The 17,186-nt window shown below is 70.1% G+C and carries 12 protein-coding genes and 1 pseudogene; 8 read left to right on the forward strand and 5 right to left on the reverse strand.

What is annotated here, in order from left to right:
* Window positions 1–92: 92 nt before the first annotated feature.
* Window positions 93–1,508, reverse strand: coding sequence for a short-chain fatty acyl-CoA regulator family protein (locus AB0I68_RS12860; protein WP_363177276.1), 1,416 nt, complete (start codon window positions 1,506–1,508; stop codon window positions 93–95).
* A gap of 287 nt (window positions 1,509–1,795) precedes the next feature.
* Between AB0I68_RS12860 and aceA the strand changes: the two genes are divergently transcribed.
* From aceA to AB0I68_RS12880, 4 genes and pseudogenes are all read left to right on the forward strand, one after another.
* Window positions 1,796–3,088, forward strand: a complete 1,293-nt coding sequence (gene aceA, locus AB0I68_RS12865) for an isocitrate lyase (protein ID WP_363177277.1) — start codon at window positions 1,796–1,798, stop codon at window positions 3,086–3,088.
* 103 nt (window positions 3,089–3,191) lie between these two features.
* Window positions 3,192–3,380, forward strand: a pseudogene (locus tag AB0I68_RS12870) (malate synthase A); the annotation flags it as partial.
* A 77-nt stretch (window positions 3,381–3,457) separates the two neighbouring features.
* Complete coding sequence (locus AB0I68_RS12875) at window positions 3,458–4,327, forward strand: 3-hydroxybutyryl-CoA dehydrogenase (RefSeq protein WP_363177278.1); 870 nt, start codon at window positions 3,458–3,460, stop codon at window positions 4,325–4,327.
* Window positions 4,328–4,972: 645 nt separating this feature from the next.
* Window positions 4,973–6,295 carry a hypothetical protein gene (locus AB0I68_RS12880; RefSeq protein ID WP_363177279.1) on the forward strand — a complete coding sequence of 441 codons (1,323 nt, stop codon included), beginning with the start codon at window positions 4,973–4,975 and terminating at the stop codon, window positions 6,293–6,295.
* Window positions 6,296–6,340: 45 nt separating this feature from the next.
* On the opposite strand, the gene AB0I68_RS12885 is transcribed toward AB0I68_RS12880, so the two are convergent.
* Entirely contained in the window at window positions 6,341–8,515 is a 2,175-nt protein-coding gene (locus tag AB0I68_RS12885; RefSeq protein WP_363177280.1) for a transglycosylase domain-containing protein, read from the reverse strand.
* 252 nt (window positions 8,516–8,767) lie between these two features.
* Here AB0I68_RS12885 and AB0I68_RS12890 point away from each other — a divergent pair, with 252 nt between their 5' ends.
* Together AB0I68_RS12890 and AB0I68_RS12895 are read left to right on the forward strand one after the other, a co-directional pair.
* Window positions 8,768–9,862: an amidase domain-containing protein gene (locus tag AB0I68_RS12890; protein ID WP_363177281.1), complete on the forward strand. Its 1,095-nt coding sequence runs from the start codon at window positions 8,768–8,770 to the stop codon at window positions 9,860–9,862.
* A 190-nt stretch (window positions 9,863–10,052) separates the two neighbouring features.
* On the forward strand, window positions 10,053–10,814 hold the full coding sequence (locus AB0I68_RS12895; RefSeq protein WP_363177282.1) for a methyltransferase domain-containing protein: 762 nt from the start codon (window positions 10,053–10,055) through the stop codon (window positions 10,812–10,814).
* Here the strand turns inward: AB0I68_RS12895 and AB0I68_RS12900 are convergent.
* Genes AB0I68_RS12900 through AB0I68_RS12910 form a run of 3 tightly spaced genes read right to left on the reverse strand, consistent with a single transcriptional unit; the run spans window position 10,796 to window position 13,843 of the window.
* Window positions 10,796–12,487, reverse strand: coding sequence for a carbamoyltransferase N-terminal domain-containing protein (locus AB0I68_RS12900; protein ID WP_363177283.1), 1,692 nt, complete (start codon window positions 12,485–12,487; stop codon window positions 10,796–10,798). The two genes, AB0I68_RS12895 and AB0I68_RS12900, sit on opposite strands and share 19 nt — an antisense overlap.
* 20 nt (window positions 12,488–12,507) lie before the next feature.
* Window positions 12,508–13,056 (reverse strand): GNAT family N-acetyltransferase, encoded by a 549-nt coding sequence (locus AB0I68_RS12905; protein ID WP_363177284.1) that lies wholly within the window; start codon window positions 13,054–13,056, stop codon window positions 12,508–12,510.
* On the reverse strand, window positions 13,049–13,843 hold the full coding sequence (locus AB0I68_RS12910) for an SDR family NAD(P)-dependent oxidoreductase (RefSeq protein WP_363177285.1): 795 nt from the start codon (window positions 13,841–13,843) through the stop codon (window positions 13,049–13,051). Before AB0I68_RS12910 ends, AB0I68_RS12905 begins: the two co-directional genes overlap by 8 nt.
* A gap of 779 nt (window positions 13,844–14,622) precedes the next feature.
* On the opposite strand from AB0I68_RS12910, the gene AB0I68_RS12915 reads away from it, so the two are divergent.
* Window positions 14,623–15,363: an alpha/beta fold hydrolase gene (locus AB0I68_RS12915; protein WP_363177286.1), complete on the forward strand. Its 741-nt coding sequence runs from the start codon at window positions 14,623–14,625 to the stop codon at window positions 15,361–15,363.
* Between the two features lie 110 nt (window positions 15,364–15,473).
* On the forward strand, window positions 15,474–17,165 hold the full coding sequence (locus AB0I68_RS12920; protein ID WP_363177287.1) for an ABC transporter ATP-binding protein: 1,692 nt from the start codon (window positions 15,474–15,476) through the stop codon (window positions 17,163–17,165).
* Window positions 17,166–17,186: the final 21 nt, after the last annotated feature.

Below are 17,186 nucleotides of genomic sequence, written 5' to 3' on the forward strand. Positions count from 1 at the left end.
CATTCCACATCATTTCCGGCTTCGTGCAAGTCAGGTACGCCCTGCACCCTCGGCCGCCCCGGAGGCCGCCCCTCGGATCCTTCGGCCCGGCCCTACTCCGCGCGGTCGGCGACCTGGTAGGGGACGAAGGTGCTGGTGTTCTCGTCGACGACCAGCGGGCGCCCGAGCGGTGGGACGGCGCGCTGCGGGCAGTCGAGGCGTTCGCAGATCCGGCAGCCCATGCCGATGGGCGTGTCGGCGGCGGTGTTGTCCAGGTCGAGTCCGTCGGAGTAGACGAGCCGTGATGCGTGCCGGATCTCGCAGCCGAGCCCGATGGCGAAGGTCTTGCCGGGTTCGCCCCAGCCGCCCCGGTGCCGCGTGATGGCGCGGGCCGTCCACAGATAGCGCTGCCCGTCCGGCATCGCGGCGACCTGGACGTGGATGCGGCCGGGCGCGGCGAAGGCCTCGTACACGTTCCACAGCGGGCAGGTGCCGCCCGCGCGGGAGAAGTGGAATCCGGTGGCGGACTGCCGCTTGGACATATTGCCCGCCCGGTCGACGCGGACGAAGGAGAAGGGAACCCCGCGCAGCCTGGGGCGTTGGAGGGTGCTCAGGCGGTGGCAGACCGTCTCATAGCCGATGCCGAAGTGGTCGGTGAGCCGCTCGATGTCATAGCGGAATCCCTCGGCGGTCGTGTGGAAGGCGCGGTACGGGAGGATCAGCGCGGCGGCGAAGTAGTTCGCGATGCCGATCCGGGCCAGGCCGTGCGGGGTGGAACCGGCCGGGAAGTCCTCCGAGGCGAGCCGGTCCAGCTCGTCCCCGTACTCCAGCAGGGCCAGTTGCGTGGCCATCCGGAACGCCTGCTGGCCCGGCCGCAGCCGGGCGGAGAGGTGGAGCACGCGTCCGGATTCCGCGTAGTGGTGCAGCCGTTCGGAGCAGGCCGGCGAGTCGCCGACGACCCGTACGCCGTGCCGGTCCGCCAGCCGGGCGGAGAGGGCGCGGACGACCTCGCCGGGCCGGATCCCGATGCCGCGGGCCAGTTCCTCGGCGGCGAGGTCGGTGTCGTGGAGGTAGTTCTGCCGGCGGTAGAAGAACTCGCGGATCTCCTCGTGCGGGGAGAGGGGGCCGCCGGTGTCCCCGTCCCGGCCGTCCGCGACGCCGGCCAGGCCCTCGGCCAGCCGCTGCCCACGGCGACCGAGGTCCAGCAGCACCCGGGCGACGGCCGGCATCCGGGAGGCCAGCTCGGCGAGGTCGGAGGCGGACACCCGGGCCTCGGCGACCTCCCCGGCCAGCGCCTCGCGCAGGTCCGCGACCAGCCGGCTCGTGTCGCGCTCCGAGAAGAAGCCCGGGTCGACGCCGAAGGCCTCGGTCAGCCGCAGCAGCACGGGCACGGTCAGCGGGCGGGAGTCGTGCTCCATCTGGTTCAGGTAGCTGGGCGAGATCGCGAGCACCCGGGCCAGATCGGCCTGGCTCATCCGCCGCTCCTCGCGCAGCCGCCGCAGCCGCGCACCCGCATACGTCTTGCTCACCGTGCCCCCTCGCGTCCCGCGTCAGCCTAGTCGGGAATCCCCGTCGGCCGGCCTTTGCAGAGTTGGTAATTCCTCGCGAAAAGATGCGCAGAACTTGGCAGACGTCCCTCCTTGATGGCACCTGGTGTCATTGGGAGAGTCGTCCTGCGGCCCACCGAACTGGGTGGTCGCCGTGGAATCACCGGGCGCGATGCAGGCCCTGATCCATTGCACGGCACACAGTGCCAAGTCTTTGCACCTTTGACGTACAGGCACGGCTCGATCGAATCATGGAGACGGTGACGGTCATGGCAGACACGAACACGACGGCGGCGGCCGAGCAGCTGGCGCAGCGGTGGGCCGACGACCCGCGGTGGGCGGGCATCGAGCGCACCTACACGGCCGAGGACGTGGTCCGGCTCTCCGGAAGCGTCCGGGAGGAGCACACCCTGGCCCGGCGGGGCGCCGAGCGGCTGTGGCGCCGGCTCCACGAGCAGGACTACATCCACGCGCTCGGCGCCCTCACCGGCGGCCAGGCCGTGCAGCAGGTGCGCGCCGGACTCCAGGCCATCTACCTCTCGGGCTGGCAGGTCGCCGCCGACGCCAACCAGGCCGGCCACACCTACCCCGACCAGAGCCTCTACCCCGTCAACTCCGTTCCCCAGGTGGTCCGCCGGATCAACAACGCGCTGCTGCGCGCCGACCAGATCGCCACCGCCGAGGGCGGCTCCGACACCACCGACTGGCTGGCGCCGATCGTCGCCGACGCCGAGGCCGGCTTCGGCGGACCTCTGAACGCCTTCGAGCTCACCAAGGCCATGATCGCGGCCGGCGCGGCCGGCATCCACTACGAGGACCAGCTCGCCTCCGAGAAGAAGTGCGGCCACCTCGGCGGCAAGGTGCTCGTCCCCACCTCCCAGCACATCCGCACGCTCAACGCGGCCCGCCTGGCGGCCGACATCGCCGACACCCCGACCCTGATCATCGCCCGTACGGACGCCCTCGCCGCGAACCTGCTGACCAGCGACGTCGACGAGCGCGACGCCCGGTTCACCACCGGCGAGCGCACCGCCGAGGGCTTCTACCGTGTACGGAACGGCATGGCCCCGGTGATCGCCCGCGGCCTGGCCTACGCCCCGTACGCCGACCTCATCTGGGTGGAGACCGGCACCCCGGACCTCGCCCAGGCCCGCGAGTTCGCCGAGGCCGTCCACGCCCGGTACCCGGACCAGCTGCTCGCCTACAACTGCTCGCCCTCCTTCAACTGGAAGGCCGCCCTGGACGACGACCAGATCGCCAAGTTCCAGCGGGAGCTGGGCTCGATGGGCTACCGCTTCCAGTTCATCACCCTGGCCGGCTTCCACTCCCTCAACCACGGCATGTTCGACCTCGCCCGCGGCTACGCCGAGCACGGCATGACCGCCTACGTCGACCTCCAGGAACGCGAATTCGCCGCCCAGGAGCACGGGTTCACCGCCATCAGGCACCAGCGCGAGGTCGGCACCGGCTACTTCGACCTGGTCTCCACCGCCGTCAACCCGGCCTCGTCCACCACCGCGCTCGCCGGCTCCACGGAGGAGGAGCAGTTCCAGACGGCCTAGGGGCGAGCAGCGCCAGTCGGCCATCCCGTCCTGTCGGCCCGTGTTCCGGAGGGCCGGACGCACCGGCCCGTCCGGCCCTCCGCCTCCCTGGAGGAGACCCGCCATGTCCACCCACGCACTGACCCACCGCGTCCAGGTCCACGGAACGCCGGGCGAGCGCCACGAGGAGATCCTCACCCACGCGGCCCTGGACTTCATCGGCCGCCTCGACGCCGCCTTCGCTCAGCGACGCCTCAAGCTCTTCAAGGAGCGGCAACGCCGTTCCACCCACCTGGCCTCGGGCACACCGCTGGGCCCGCGAGCTGCCCGGCTTCTTCACCCCCGACGCCTACTCCCGTCACCTCGTCCGCCGTACGGAGGCGCCCGCTCATGAGCACCCCGATCCGCCGCATCGGCATCGTCGGCGGCGGACAGATGGGCGCCGGCATCGCCGAGGTCTGTGTCCGCGCCGGCCTCGACACCGTCGTCTGCGAAGCCGGCGCCACTGCCGCCCGCGCCGCCCGCGAGCGGGTCGCCGTCTCCCTGGAACGAGCCGTCCAGCGCGGCAAACTCGACCGGATCTCCGCCGAGGACGCGCTGGCCCGCCTCCTGTTCACCGGGGACCTCGACGATCTCGCCGACCGCCGGCTGGTCATCGAGGCCGCCGTCGAGGATGCCGACGTGAAGACCGGGATCTTCACCGCTCTCGACAAGATCGTGGAGGATCCGGAGGCGATCCTCGCCTCCAACACCTCCGCCATCCCGATCATGCGCCTGGGCATGGCCACGCGCCGCGCCGATCGGGTCGTGGGGCTGCACTTCTTCAACCCAGTACCGGTCCTGCCCCTGGTCGAGATCGTCTCCTCGCTCCACACCACTGCGGACACCGCCGAAGCGGCGGAGCGCTTCGTTCGCGACACGCTCGGCAAGACCGCCGTCCGCTCCCAGGACCGGTCCGGGTTCGTCGTCAACGCCCTGCTCATCCCCTATGTGCTGGCGGCGGTCCGGATGGCCGAGTCCGGGTTCGCCACGGCCACCGACATCGACGCCGGCATGGTGCTCGGCTGCGCCCACCCCATGGGACCCCTGAAGCTCGCCGACCTCATCGGCCTCGACACCGTCGCCGCCATCGCGGAATCCCTCTACGGGGAATTCAAGGAACCCCTTTACGCCCCGCCGCCGCTCCTCCAACGGATGGTCCAGGCAGGACTCCTCGGCCGCAAGACGGGCCGTGGGTTCCACACGTACGACCGGGGCTGAGGGGCCCCGGTTCGCCGCCCGGGCCGAGGGTGCCCCGGCTGCCGAGGAACGGGCGGGGCGTGACGAGTGGTGTCGTCGCGCCCCGCCCTGCCGCTCGGTGAGAGCGGGCCGGCGGCTCCGCCGGGGACGCATGGCTGTCCGGCCTGGATCCGGCCATCCCCGACCGGCTCGCACGATGGGCGCACGAACGCTTTCCCCTGCCCGCCGACTACGCCCGCAACGCCGCGGCCGCCGCGGCGGCGATCGCCGGGACCACCGCACCGGCACCACGGGGACCCGGTCCGGCCGGCCGGGACGGGGAGGAGAACCGGGCGCGGCTCGTGGCGGCGCTCACCGCCTCCGCCACCCCCGACTGGGACGACCGGCTCGTTCAGCAGATGCGCTGACGTTCCACTCACGGACCGTGACGGTCTGCGGGGCAGCGAGCCCCGCAGACCGTCCCATCAAAGAATGGCGAAGAATCGCGCCCGACCGGCCCGCCCGGCGCCGTCCCCCCGGGGCGCAGGCTACCGGTGCGGGCTGTGAGTTGGCTGTGAAGCGACGGATTGAGGAGTCCGGGGTGTGGGATGAGTGCCGACAAGTTCTATATTCGTACGAACCATGCACGCGCGGCCCGGCTGCGGTGATCTCAGGGGGACGACTGCGATGGCCGATACCGACACCGTTCCGGGTACCCGGGCAGAGTCCCGGAGCACCCGCAAGGTACGGAGGAAGGCGCAGAACCGCAGGCGCCTGGGCATAGGCATCGCCGTGGTCGCCCTGGCCGGGGCCGCCACCGCCGCGTTCGCCTTCACGTGGAGTGGTCCCTCGGGGGCCGCCCAAGGCGATGCGAAGCTCGGGACCCCGGGCGGTGCGGCCGAAGGGGCCGCCAAGGCGAAGGGCTCCGAGGAGGCCTGGGACGGCAAGGTCAAGGTGCTGGGAGACGGCTCCACCTCCTACACCGGGCCACAGCAGGGACAGCTCAAGCCCGAGCGGCTGAAGCCCGGGGAGAAGCCGCCGCAGTTCGTGGTGTTCTCCTGGGACGGCGCGCTGGAGGGCGACGACCACCTCTTCTCCCACTTCCGCGAGGTGGCCCGCGAGAACAAGGCCCACATGACCTTCTTCCTCACGGGCATCTACCTGCTGCCGGAGAACAAGAAGATGCTCTACCGGCCGCCGCAGCACAGCCAGGGTTCGGCCGCCATCTCGTACCCGACCGTCCCGCACGTGAGGGACACGCTCGCGCAGCTGCGCGGCGCCTGGGGCGACGGCGACGAGATCGGTTCGCACTTCAACGGGCACTTCTGCGGGCCCAAGGGCGGCGGGGACTGGAGCCCCACCGAATGGAAGAGCGAGATCGACCAGACGTATTCGTTCGTGAAGAACTGGAAGACCAACACCGGTTTCACCAAGGAAGCTCCGCTGCCCTTCGACCCGGACCGGGAAGTGGTCGGAGGCCGGGCGCCCTGCCTGGAGGGGCAGAAGAACCTCCTGACCGCGGTCAAGCCGTACGGCTGGCGCTATGACGCGAGCTCCTTGGGAGACTTCCAGGTGTGGCCGTCCAAGCAGAACGACATATGGAACTTTCCCCTCCAGCTCGTGCCACTTCAGGGCAAAGAGAAGCAGGTCCTCTCCATGGACTTCAACTTCCTCTTCAACCAGTCGGGCGACGCCACACAGGGCGACCCGGCGAAGTTCGCGGCGTGGCAGGCACAGACCCAGAGCTCGTATCTGAACGGTTTCAACCGTGTCTACAACGGCAGCCGGGCGCCCATGTTCATCGGCAACCACTTCGAGGACTGGAACGGCGGCATCTACATGAAAGCCGTCGAGGACGTGATCAAGGACGTCTGCCCGCGCCAGGACGTCCGCTGCGTGTCGTTCCGGGAGCTGGCGGACTGGCTCGACGCTCAGGACCCGAAGGTCCTGGCCCAGCTGCGCAATCTCGACCCCGCGCAGGCACCCGACTGGACTTCACTGATCAAGTAGCCGGTCGCCGGGCGACGGGGCGCCGGGCGGCGCGCGCCGCCCGGCCTACTTCACCGCTTTGATGTAGTCGGCCCACAGGCGCACCGCCCGCTCGCTGCCGGGCGTGTCCGGGGCGTCGCCGCCCAGCCCCGTCAGCGGCAGCGGAACCAGGTCGGTCAGCGACATCCGGTAGACCACCACGGCCGTGGACTCCTGCTCGGTGCTGGCCACGAACCAGCCCGCCGTGTTCGCGGCCGTCGTTCCGGTCTTGCCCGCCGCCCCGGCGTGCGCCTTGCCCGCCGTCTTCGCCGATCCCGTGGTGACGGCGTCCCGCAGGGCGTCCGTCACCTCGCGGGCGGTCTTGGCCGTCACGGCCCGGGCCGGCTTCGGAGTGACGAGCGGCACCGCGGTGCCGTTACGGGTGACCGAGCGCACCGAGTAGGGGTCGGTGTGCATGCCGTCGGCGGCGAAGGTCTCGTAGGCGCCGGCCATGCGGATCGCGCTGGGCGTCGAGTTCTCCCCGAGCGCGAACGTGGGGATCCGCGGCCCGAGGCTCGATCCGAGCAGGCCCGCGCGCTGGGCGAACGACTGCACCCCGTCGAGGCCCACGTCGAGTCCGAGCTGGAGCATGGGCGTGTTCACGGAGTTGGCGACGGCTTGGTGCAGGGTCACCTGGCCCCAGTTTCGGCCGCCGTCGTTGCGGCCCTTGACCACCTTGCCGCTGCGGTCCCAGTACGGGCCCTCGGGCGTCTGCACGGTGACCTGGTCGTTGCCGTCGTACGTGCTGGTGGGCGAGACGGGCGTACGGGCCTTGCCGCGCGTGCGCTGCACCCCTTCGTCGAGGGCGGCGGCGTAGACGATCGGCGTGAACGCCGTACCGGCCGGTATCGTCGTCGCGTTCGACTCGTTGAAGCCCTGCTTCAGGTAGTCGGGACCGCCGTACACGGCGAGCAGCCGGCCGTCGGGGGCGACGCTCGCCGCACCGATCTTCGCGTGCTTGTCTGTGTCGGGCCGCCGCTCCGCGTCGAAATCTTTCCGGGTCTCCTGGACGGCGGTGGTCAGGGCCGACATGCGGGTGCGGTCGAAGGTCGTGTAGATCTGGTAGCCGCCGAGGTCGAACTCCGCGTCCGGGATGTGGCCGGCCTTGATCGCGTACGCCTTGGCCAGCTCGACCAGGTAGCCGGTCTGCGCGTCTGCGGTGCCGGGCGACGGGGCGCCCGTGGGCTCGGGGAACGCCGTGTACGTGGCGCGCTCCGCGCGCGTGAGCTGGCCCGTCTCGACCATGCGGTCCAGGATCCACGACCACCGCTCGACGGCCCGCTCGTGGTTCTCCTTGCCGAGGGCGGGGTCGTACAGTCCGGCGCCCTTGAGCAGGGAGGCCAGGAAGGCGCCCTCGCTGGCATTGAGCTGCGAGACGTCCTTGCCGTAGTAGGCCTGGGACGCGCGCTGGATGCCGTAGGTGCCGCGCCCGAACCAGCTGGTGTTGAGGTAGTCCTGGAGGATCTGCTTCTTTTCCCTCTGGTTGTCCAGTTTCACGGCGAGCAGGATCTCGGTGAACTTCCGCGAGAGGGTGCGGTCCTGGTTCAGGTAGGCGTTCTTCACGTACTGCTGCGTGATGGTGGACCCGCCCTGGGTCTCGCCCCCCGTCACCGCGGCGCGCACGGCGCGCAGGAAGCCCGACGGCGAGACTCCGGGATCCGAGTAGAAGCTCGCGTTCTCGGCGGCCAGGACGGCTCCCTGGACCTTGGAAGGGACCTTGTCCAGCGGCATCTCCTGCCGGCTGACCCAGCCCGCCCGGGCCATCGTGGTGCCGTCGGCCCAGTAGTAGACGTTGTCCTGTTGTGTGGCAAATGAGTTGAGATCTTCGGGTATGGATGTGGTCGCGTAGGCGTACGTGATGAAACCCGCCACGCCCGTGAACACGTACAGGCAGGCACCCAGCCACTGACGCCAGGAGGGTATCCACCGGCGCCAGTCGCTGCGGCCCGGCCTCGGGAAGGCGGGCCGCAGGCGCCGCAGCTGTGTGCGCGCCGCAGCGGCGGCCGGTGCGAGGGCATCGAGCCGCCCGGCCCCGGCCCGGGGGCGACGCCGCGCCCCGGACTTCCCCCGGCGGCCCGAGGGAGCTCCGTCGCTGCCTTCTGGAGCCGCCCGCTTGCCCCACCATCGCCCTCTTGCGGACGTATCCTGCCTGCCCACTGGGAATGCCCCCTTGCTGCGCTTTCCTGCATACCCTAAATGCATTTGCTGTGAGACCGGCGCGGTGGTGGCGGCATCCGGCCCCGCCGCGCGGCGGCCGCACCCGGTGAAAAGCGGAGGCAGGCCGCCCCGTGCGCGAGGCGACTACGGTCGGGCGGCCGTGGACCAAGCGGAACGCACCGTAAGAGTCGCCTGGTTGTGCGAAGATTCCGTCCCCCGGTTCGTGTGGACCGGGTGACAAGGGGAAAAGCAGTGATACCAAGAAGGTTCAGGCTCGCCGTCGGGGCGGCCTTGACCGTGACCCTGTCGTCCGCGACCCTGCTCGCCTACTCCGCGAGTGCGGGTTCCGGGCCCGAAGCGGCCGACCGCCCGACCGTCGACGCCTTCGCCCGCATAGCCGACGACGTGCTCTCCCAGCGCACCCAGGCTCTGGTCGAGGACCAGCCGGGGCACCGCGGCTCCGGCCCGGCCTCCGGGAAGACGCGCATGTCGGCGCAGCTGAAGAAGGACGAGGACGCGGCGATCTCCTCGCTGCAGTCCCGCAAGACGCGCCTGGCGGCGCTCGGCGAGGCCTACACGGGCGCCGACACCCACGTCGCCGTGGACCGCGCCACGGTCACGGGCGGGAAGGCGACCGTCCAGGTCACCGAAGACACCACGCTCACCTACAAGAAACTGCGCGGAGACGAGCCGGCCACCACCGGCTTCAAGACGCGCTACGAACTGACCCTCACCAGCAAGCGGGGCGGTGCCTGGGAGCTGACCTCGATCAAGTCCCAGGACAACGGCCCCGTCGCGATCAACGAGCCCGTGGCGGCCAAGGCGAACGTCGCCAAGGACGACGGCAACCAGTATCCGAACGGCACGCCCGCGTCCACCAAGTACCCCGCCCCGGCGAAGCCCAAGGCGAAGACCGGCGGTGCGTACGACTACGCGGCCATGGCGAAGTACGCGGAGAAGTACTGGAGCAGCTACAACCCGGCGTACCGCAAGTTCACCGGAGCCGGGGGCGACTGCACCAACTTCATCAGCCAGGCGCTCAAGGCGGGTGGCTGGAAGACCGTTCCGGGCTCCACGACGGACTACCGGAACTGGTCGTACGACGGCACCCGCCAGACCGACTCCTGGGTCGGCGCGAACGAGTGGGCCTGGTTCACGCTGTCGAACCAGCGGGCCGCCAACCTGGCCGACGTCTACCAGACGGACGTCGGTGACATCGTGCAGGTGGACTTCAACAGGGACGGGTCCAAGGACCACTCCATGATGGTGACGTACCGCAGCAACGCCGGAATGCCGTACCTCACGTACCACTCCACCAACACGTACCGCAAGTCGCTCGCGAGCATCATCGCGTCCTACCCGGACGCGATCTATTACGCGTACCGCACCTGACGGGTGCCCTTCGGCTTCTCCTGCCGCGGAACCCCCGCGGCAGGAGGAGCCGGCCGCCACCGCCGCAGGAACGGGGGCGGCCCGGGCGCCGTCACCCATCCCCGACGCCCTCGACACGATCGGGTTGCCCGGTCGAACACATCGGGGCGTTTCGCGGGCCGTGGGGCGGGTGGGGAGGCAGAGTGCCGCCATGGACCGCCGACAGATCAGCTCCCTCGCCCACACCGACCACCCCATCGCCGCTCCGCTGAGCGACGATTCCGTGCACACGCTCCTCGCCCGGGCCCTGCCGAGCACCGACGCCCGGCTGCTCGACCTAGGGTGCGGATCGGGCACATGGCTGATGCGCGCACAAGCCGCCCGCCCGGACCTCCGTGCCGACGGTGTGGACAACGACGCAGGGGCCATCGCCGCCGCCGGTCGCGCCGCCGACGAAGCGGGGCTCGGTGGCCGGATCGCCTTCCACGCCCAGGACGCCGCGGAGTTCAGTTCCCGGCACCGATACGGCCTGATTCTCAGCATCGGTGCCACGCACGCCTTCGGCGGCCTCCTCCCCACTCTGAAGGCCGCCGACAGCCACCTCGCCCCGGGCGGAAGCGTTCTCCTCGGCGAGTGCTTCTGGGAACGCGAACCCGACCGCAAGACCCTCGACGCCGGTTTCGCCGTCGATGACTACGACAACCTCGCGACGACGGTCGACCGCATCACGGCCGCCGGCTGGGTGCCGCTCCACGCGCACGTCAGCACCCTCCAGGAGTGGGACGACTACGAGTGGTCCTGGACCGGATCGCTCTCCCGCTGGGCCCTCGACCATCCGGAGCACCCGGACCACGGCCAGGCCCTCGAGGCCGCGGCAGGGCACCGCGAGGCATGGCTCCACGGCTACCGGGGCACGCTCGGCTTCGTCACCCTGCTCCTGCGTCGCGCCTCGGCTCAGCCGTCGGTCCGCTGATACAGCGTCCCGTCGCTCCAGATCCGGGCGACCCTGCCCCACTCGGCGGCGGAAGCCACGTCGGGGAAGAAGCCGTGCCCGTTGAGGTTGGCGCTCGTGTTGCACAGCACAGGAACGCCGCTGAGCCGTCGATAGGCGGACAGTACGGCGAAGAGCAGGTCGTCGTCCGCCGGGCCGACCGTCTGGAGCCGCGCGGTGCCGTCCAGGTGGATGACCGCGGGGATCCGGTCCACCCATTCCGCCCGTACCTCGTGGTCGAAGAGCATGTGCGGGTCCGGCGTGCCGGGGGCGAAGATCCCCGGTGCATCGGCCTCGAGACAGATGGGGGCGACGGGCCGGTAGGGTTCGCGGTCCTTCACCCGGTTCAGCTCGTCCTTCATCGACGCGCTGACCGGAGCCGCCAGGATACTGCGGCCGCCGAGCGCGCGAGGGCCGAGTTCGGCCCGTCCGTGCAGGACCACCACGGGCTCTCCGGACTCGTGGAGGATTGCGGCGAGTTCCTCCGGAGCACACGCTGACGCCGACCAGCCGGCGGGCAGCTCGGGTGACGGCGTCAGCGCCGGGCCCAGCCGGGGGTTCCACGCGAGCGGTGCCAGACCGTCGCGCTGCGCCCGGCCCAGCACGGCCGCTCCGATGGCGGAACCCGAGTCGTTGGGGAACGGCGGGACCCACACGTCACGGAAGTCCGGCGCCTCGCGCAGCGCACTGTTCCACTTGATGTTGAGCGCGCAGCCGCCGGCGAAGCACAGGTTCCACGGACCGTCGCCCTTGGCGGCGCGGACCTTGACGGTGATCCGTTCGACGAGGAGGCTCTCGAAGAAGGCGTGCACGCTCGCCAGGACGTCCTCGTCGCTGATCCCGTTCTCCGACACCCGGGCGCGGACCGCGGAGAAGAACTCGTGCACGGGAGGCACGGAGCGCTCGAAGAGACTGCCGTACCCGCCGACCGTCGCGCGGTACTCCACGGCGGCCGGCTCATCGCTCTCGAAGACCCGGTGGAACTCCTCCCGCAGAACCGTGACGACGCTCTCGTCCACCCGGCCCAGCGCGATGTACGCCATGAGCTTGCCGGCGATCGAGAGGTCGTCGACGGTGGGTGACTGGACGGTCTTGCGGAAGGGCCCGAAGTGGTGTCCCGCGATGGCGTACGCATGGCCGAGGAGGGGGAAGAGTTCGCCCAGGTTCTCCACGCCGCCGCGCGGGTCCGCCCAGTAGAGGCGGGGGAAGAGTCCGCCGTCCCAGACCAGGACGAAGGAGCCTTCGTCGCGCTGGGCGAAGGGGCTGGACGCGTAGGCGCTCGCCACGTGTCCCGCCGCGTGCGGGTAACTGGTGTACGGGTAGGTCCGGCCGTCCATCGGGAACGTGCCCGAGACACTGGGCGAATCGAGCGCCGGGCATGCCGCCGACTCCCGGTAGGGACCGACCACGATCTCTGTGGGCGTCCCCTGGTCGAGGAGGGAAACCGTTCCGGAGACGTCTCCGTCCCAGCCGTCGACGACCCACTCGTCGACGTCCTCCGGCTTGTAGCCGAAGTCGGCGAGGACTCCGGGGATCAGGCTGAAGTCGGCAACGGTGCTGTAGCGCAGACCGTTCCCCAGCTTCTCCATCTCAACACTGAACACGAGACGGTCGTCGTCGAGCAGGGCGACGGCACCGTCATGCGTGAGTTTCAACCCGCAGATTATCAACTGTGTCACTCCTTGGTCTGCTTGAGTCGGCACATGGGCGTGCTTCGGTCTCCGGACTGCTCGGAGGCGAGTCTCAACTGGTAGAGGCTTGATCTTCGGCCCGGACGGAAGAGAGCGCGCCATTCATCACGGGTCTCGCTCGCCGGGACCTCCGAGAACCCCAGCTTCCCGAACCATTCCCCGCCGTACCGGGTCAGGGCCAGCAGAGAGCTGCAACCCCGCTCTCTGCCGATGGCCTCGGCGACACCGACCAAATGCCGACCGATTCCCCTGCCCTGCCAGTCGAGCGCGATGCACAGGTTGTAGACGACCAGGCTGTCCCCGCAGGGTGCCACCCCCGCGCAGCCGACCAGTCGGTCCACTTCGCAGGCGACCACGAAGTCCCGTGACATTTCGGCGAGTTCGGCCAGCGGGCGGGCGACCAGCAGGCCCTGCTCGACGAACGGGGCGGAGAGCAGAGCGATCTGCTCCGCGTCCTCGGGGTGCGCGGGCCTTGCGACGAGCACGTCCGGCGCGGTCACACGCCGGGAGGCGGTCAGCACGGACTCACTCATCCTCCGCACCACCCGGCGGGGCGGGCGGGCTACCGGCAAAGCCGAGCCCGAAGTGCTGCTCGACCGGCATGAGTTCGATCATGTTGACGTTGACGCGGGCGGGCTGCGAGAGACACCAGGCCACCGCCTCGGCCACGTCGTCGGCGGTGAGCGGCTCGATTCCCTGGTAGAGCGCGTCGGCGCGCTCCTCGTCCCCGTCGTAGCGGACCTTGGCGAACTCGGTCTTCGCCATACCCGGCGCCACACAGCTCACCCTGACGCCCGATCCCTGGAGGTCGACGCGCATGTTCAGCGACAGCTGGTGGACGAATGCCTTGGTGGCGGCATAGACGTTCCCGCCCATGTACGGGTAACTCGCTGCGACTGAGCCGATGTTCACCACGTGCCCGGACCCGCGGGAGACGAGCCGGGGAAGCACCAGGCCGCTGAGGTTCAGCAGACCGGAGATATTCGTGTCGATCATTTCGCGCCAGGAATCGTCACTGCCCGACTGAAGGGGGCCGAACCCTCGCGCGAGACCGGCGTTGTTGACGAGCACCGAGATGTCACGGAATTCCGGAGGCAGCTCGTCGAGGGCCCGGGCCAGCCCTTCTCGGTCACGGACATCGGCTACCACCGGCAGAATCGCTCCTGTGGAGTCCTCATCCGCCAAGATCTTCAGACGGTCCGCTCTACGAGCCAGAGCCACCACGGAGTAGCCCCGCCGGCACAACACCTGTGCAATTCTCCTGCCGAATCCCGAAGATGCGCCCGAGACCACGGCTACGCCACGCTTGTCCTGCGCCATGCACACACCCCCTCGGCCCCGTTGCGCTGTATCGCCACGAAGCCTTCACACGTTCATCCCACACCCCCGTCAGGGGCGGGGTTCTGGACACCTGCTCAGCGGCATTGGGGTCTCCTTGCACGCCGACCGGCCAGAGGTACGCCTCGTTACGTCGAAACACCCTCGCCGACAAGGCTCCAGGTCGACTGACCTCTTACCCGTGAATTCCTCGCCAGTGATTCACGGGCCGATGGGGCTCAACGTACAGCACAACTTTCTGATGCTTCAGGGCTGATGAGGGCTCTTCCATTTCAATTCCAGCCGATCGGAAGCGGAGCTCAAGGCAGACTCAACCGGCTTGCGATACAAATCGTTGCGTGGGGAAGCCCGTGGAGAGGCTGCCATGATGCGACTGTCTGGCACTTGACCTCGCACGATCACGGGGCTCGACCCGACATAACCGCCGGACGACAGCACCCACTTGTTCGGCATGAAGACGATTGCAGGGAGGGGTGCTACTTATCTGTTGACATTCCAAGTCCATGCCGTGATAGGAATATTGGCGACGATGCAGGGGGCTGTGCATTTCGAATCGAGTCTCACTCGAGGGGCAGTACATGACGACCGTTCGCGACCGCTGAACGCCACCTTCGACTGACGAGGGAAACAGTGTGCCTCCATTCAGAAGCGCCATATTCACGTGCCCGTCTTAGCCCGGCCACTGCCGAACCGATGCTGCCCGACCCGACCCGCGCGCCCGCCGACGACATGCGGGGGCGGCCGTGAAGCCGGGGCCCCTCGTGGAGTGGGACCCCCCGCGCACGGCGAAGGCACTACTGGTGTGCCTGCCCCACGCGGGTTCCGGCGCCTTTCAGTTCCGCACCTGGCAGGAACGGCTCGGCCCGGACATCGCGCTGCTGGCCGTACAACTGCCGGGCCGCGAGAACCGGTGGCGCGAGGAGCCCGCGACCGGCATGGCGGAGGTGCTCGACGAGCTGGCGCCGGCCCTCGCCGCCCGCCTCGACCTGCCCTACGTCGTGTTCGGCCACAGCATGGGAGCACTGGTGGGGTACGAGCTCGCCCGCGTCCTGGGCAGGGAGCACGGCCGGTGGCCCTGCGGATTCGTCGCCTCGGCCTGCCGGGCCCCGGACGAGCAGGGTGAGCCCTCCGGCACATATCGACTGACCGACGAGCAGCTCGTCGCCGAACTGGTCGCGGAAGGCGCCGTGCCCGCGGCCCTGGGCGCCAACAGCCGCCTGGCCGCGGCGGTGGCTCGGCCCCTGCGCGGCGACAGCGCGATCTGCGACTCCTACACGCCACCCGACGAGGACACTCTCCTGCCCTGCCCGATCAGCGCATGGCGGGGGCAGGACGACGAAGGCGTGACGGACGACCACATCCGCAAGTGGCCTGCCTGGTCCGCCGGTGCCGGCACGGTCCGGACCTTCGCCGGAGACCACTTCTACCCCCAGGCCGATCCACACCGCGTGACCGCTGAGCTGAGGGCGTTCGTCCTCGGTCTGCTGCCACCGCACGGCTGACCGGGGACGCTCCCGGGCCTCTCCCGGCGGCAGAACCGCTCAGCTCAGTACCCCTCAGCCCCCCGACCGCCCCGGCCATCCGGGACGGGACAATCCCGAAGGAATTCGCATTGCCAAGCAATAATCCGCTGCCCGAACTGGGAGATCCGGACCTCCGGTCGCCCCGGAGCTATCTTCGATGGCTGATCGGCCGGCAGTCGAGCACACTGTTCCTCGGGGTGTTGTGGGGCTGCCTGTGGATGGCCAGCATGGGCCTGACCCCCTTCGCCATCGGCCGGGCCATCGACGCCATGTCGGAGAAGGACACCCACCAGCTGCTGGTCTGGACCGGTGTCATCGTCGGGCTCGCCCTGGTGACCACGGCCGGCAGCGTGCTGCGCCACCGCTGTGACACGATCGGCCGGCTCAAGGCCAACTACCTGACGTTCCGCCTCGTGGCCGCGCAGGCCGCACGGCTGGGCGCGACCCTGTCCAAGCGGATCTCCACCGGCGAGGTCGTGGCCATCGGCACGTCGGACATCTCCCGCATCGGCGCCCTGCCCGGGGCCCTCGCCCGCGGCATCGGCAGCGCGGTCACCGTCGTGCTCGTCGCCATGGTGCTGCTCTCCACCTCGGTCACCCTCGGCCTGCTCGTCCTCATCGGCGTCCCCGTCCTGCTCGCGGGCACGGGCCCGCTGCTCAGGCCGCTGCACAAGCGGATCGGCAGCTACCGTGACCTGGAGGGCGACTTGACGAACCGGGCCGGCGACATCGTGTCCGGTCTGCGCGTCCTGCGCGGCATCGGCGGCGAGGCCGCGTTCGGCGAGCGCTACCGCAAGGACTCGCAGCGGCTGCGGGAGGCCGGCGTCCACGTGGCGAAGGTCGAATCGGTGCTGCCCGCGGCCGAGGTGCTGCTCCCCGGGATCTTCGTGGTGGCGGTCGTCTGGATCGGTGCCCGCCTCGCCGTCGGTGGCAGTCTCTCCGCCGGTGAACTCGTCGCGGCCTACGGATACGCCGCGTTCCTCATGCTGCCGATGCGCACCGCGACTTCGGCGGTGCAGTCGTTCGTCGGCGCCGATGTGGCGGCGCAGCGCGTCGTGCGCGTACTGGCCCTCGAGCCCGACGCCGGCGCCGACCTCGCACGGGCCGACCTCTCCGAGGCGCCCGACCTGTACGACGCGGACTCGGGACTGCGGGTCCGGCCGGGCCTGATGACCGCGATCGCCGCCTCCACTCCGGAGGAGGGCGCCGAGATCGCCGAGCGGCTCGGGCGCTACGCCCCGGGTCAGGTGACCATCGGCGACGTACCACTGGACTCGCTCCCGCTGGAGCAGGTGCGCGACCTCGTCCTGGTGGCCCGCAACGACGACACCCTCTTCTCCGGTGTCCTGGCCGAGGATCTGGGCGGACGTTCGGACCAGGTGCGGGCCCAGGCCCTGCACGACGCCAACGCGGAAGACATCGTCGAGGCCCTGCCGGACGGTCTGGCCTCCGTCGTCACCGAAGGGGGCTCCGCCTTCTCGGGCGGCCAGCAGCAGCGGCTCCGGCTGGCGCGCGCGCTGGCAGCGCAGCCCCGGGTCCTCGTCCTGGTGGATCCGACCAGCGCCGTGGACGCGCACACCGAATCGGTGATCGCCGAACGGCTCCACAGGTCCAGAGCGGAGCTCACGACCGTGGTCGTGAGCAACAGCCCGCTGTTGCTCGACCAGGCCGACGAGGTCGCCTACGTGGAGGACGGCAAGGTCGTCGCGACCGGCACACACCGTGAACTCGCCACCGGTGCGTCCCAGTACGCCGCCCTCGTCATGCGGGAGGAGACGTGACCGTCACCGTCCCCCGTCCTT

Origin of the sequence: Streptomyces sp. NPDC050448, from assembly GCF_040655295.1 — a bacterium.
Classification (GTDB): domain Bacteria; phylum Actinomycetota; class Actinomycetes; order Streptomycetales; family Streptomycetaceae; genus Streptomyces.

Bases quoted from the DNA above. Each gene is read 5' to 3' on its own strand.
- AB0I68_RS12905 (WP_363177284.1), bottom strand. From the start codon at position 13,056: ATGAGTGAGTCCGTGCTGACCGCCTCCCGGCGTGTGACCGCGCCGGAC.
- AB0I68_RS12895 (WP_363177282.1), top strand. From the start codon at position 10,053: ATGGACCGCCGACAGATCAGCTCCCTCGCCCACACCGACCACCCCATC.
- AB0I68_RS12875 (WP_363177278.1), top strand. From the start codon at position 3,458: ATGAGCACCCCGATCCGCCGCATCGGCATCGTCGGCGGCGGACAGATG.
- AB0I68_RS12880 (WP_363177279.1), top strand. From the start codon at position 4,973: ATGGCCGATACCGACACCGTTCCGGGTACCCGGGCAGAGTCCCGGAGC.
- AB0I68_RS12910 (WP_363177285.1), bottom strand. From the start codon at position 13,843: ATGGCGCAGGACAAGCGTGGCGTAGCCGTGGTCTCGGGCGCATCTTCG.
- AB0I68_RS12885 (WP_363177280.1), bottom strand. From the start codon at position 8,515: ATGCATTTAGGGTATGCAGGAAAGCGCAGCAAGGGGGCATTCCCAGTG.
- aceA (WP_363177277.1), top strand. From the start codon at position 1,796: ATGGCAGACACGAACACGACGGCGGCGGCCGAGCAGCTGGCGCAGCGG.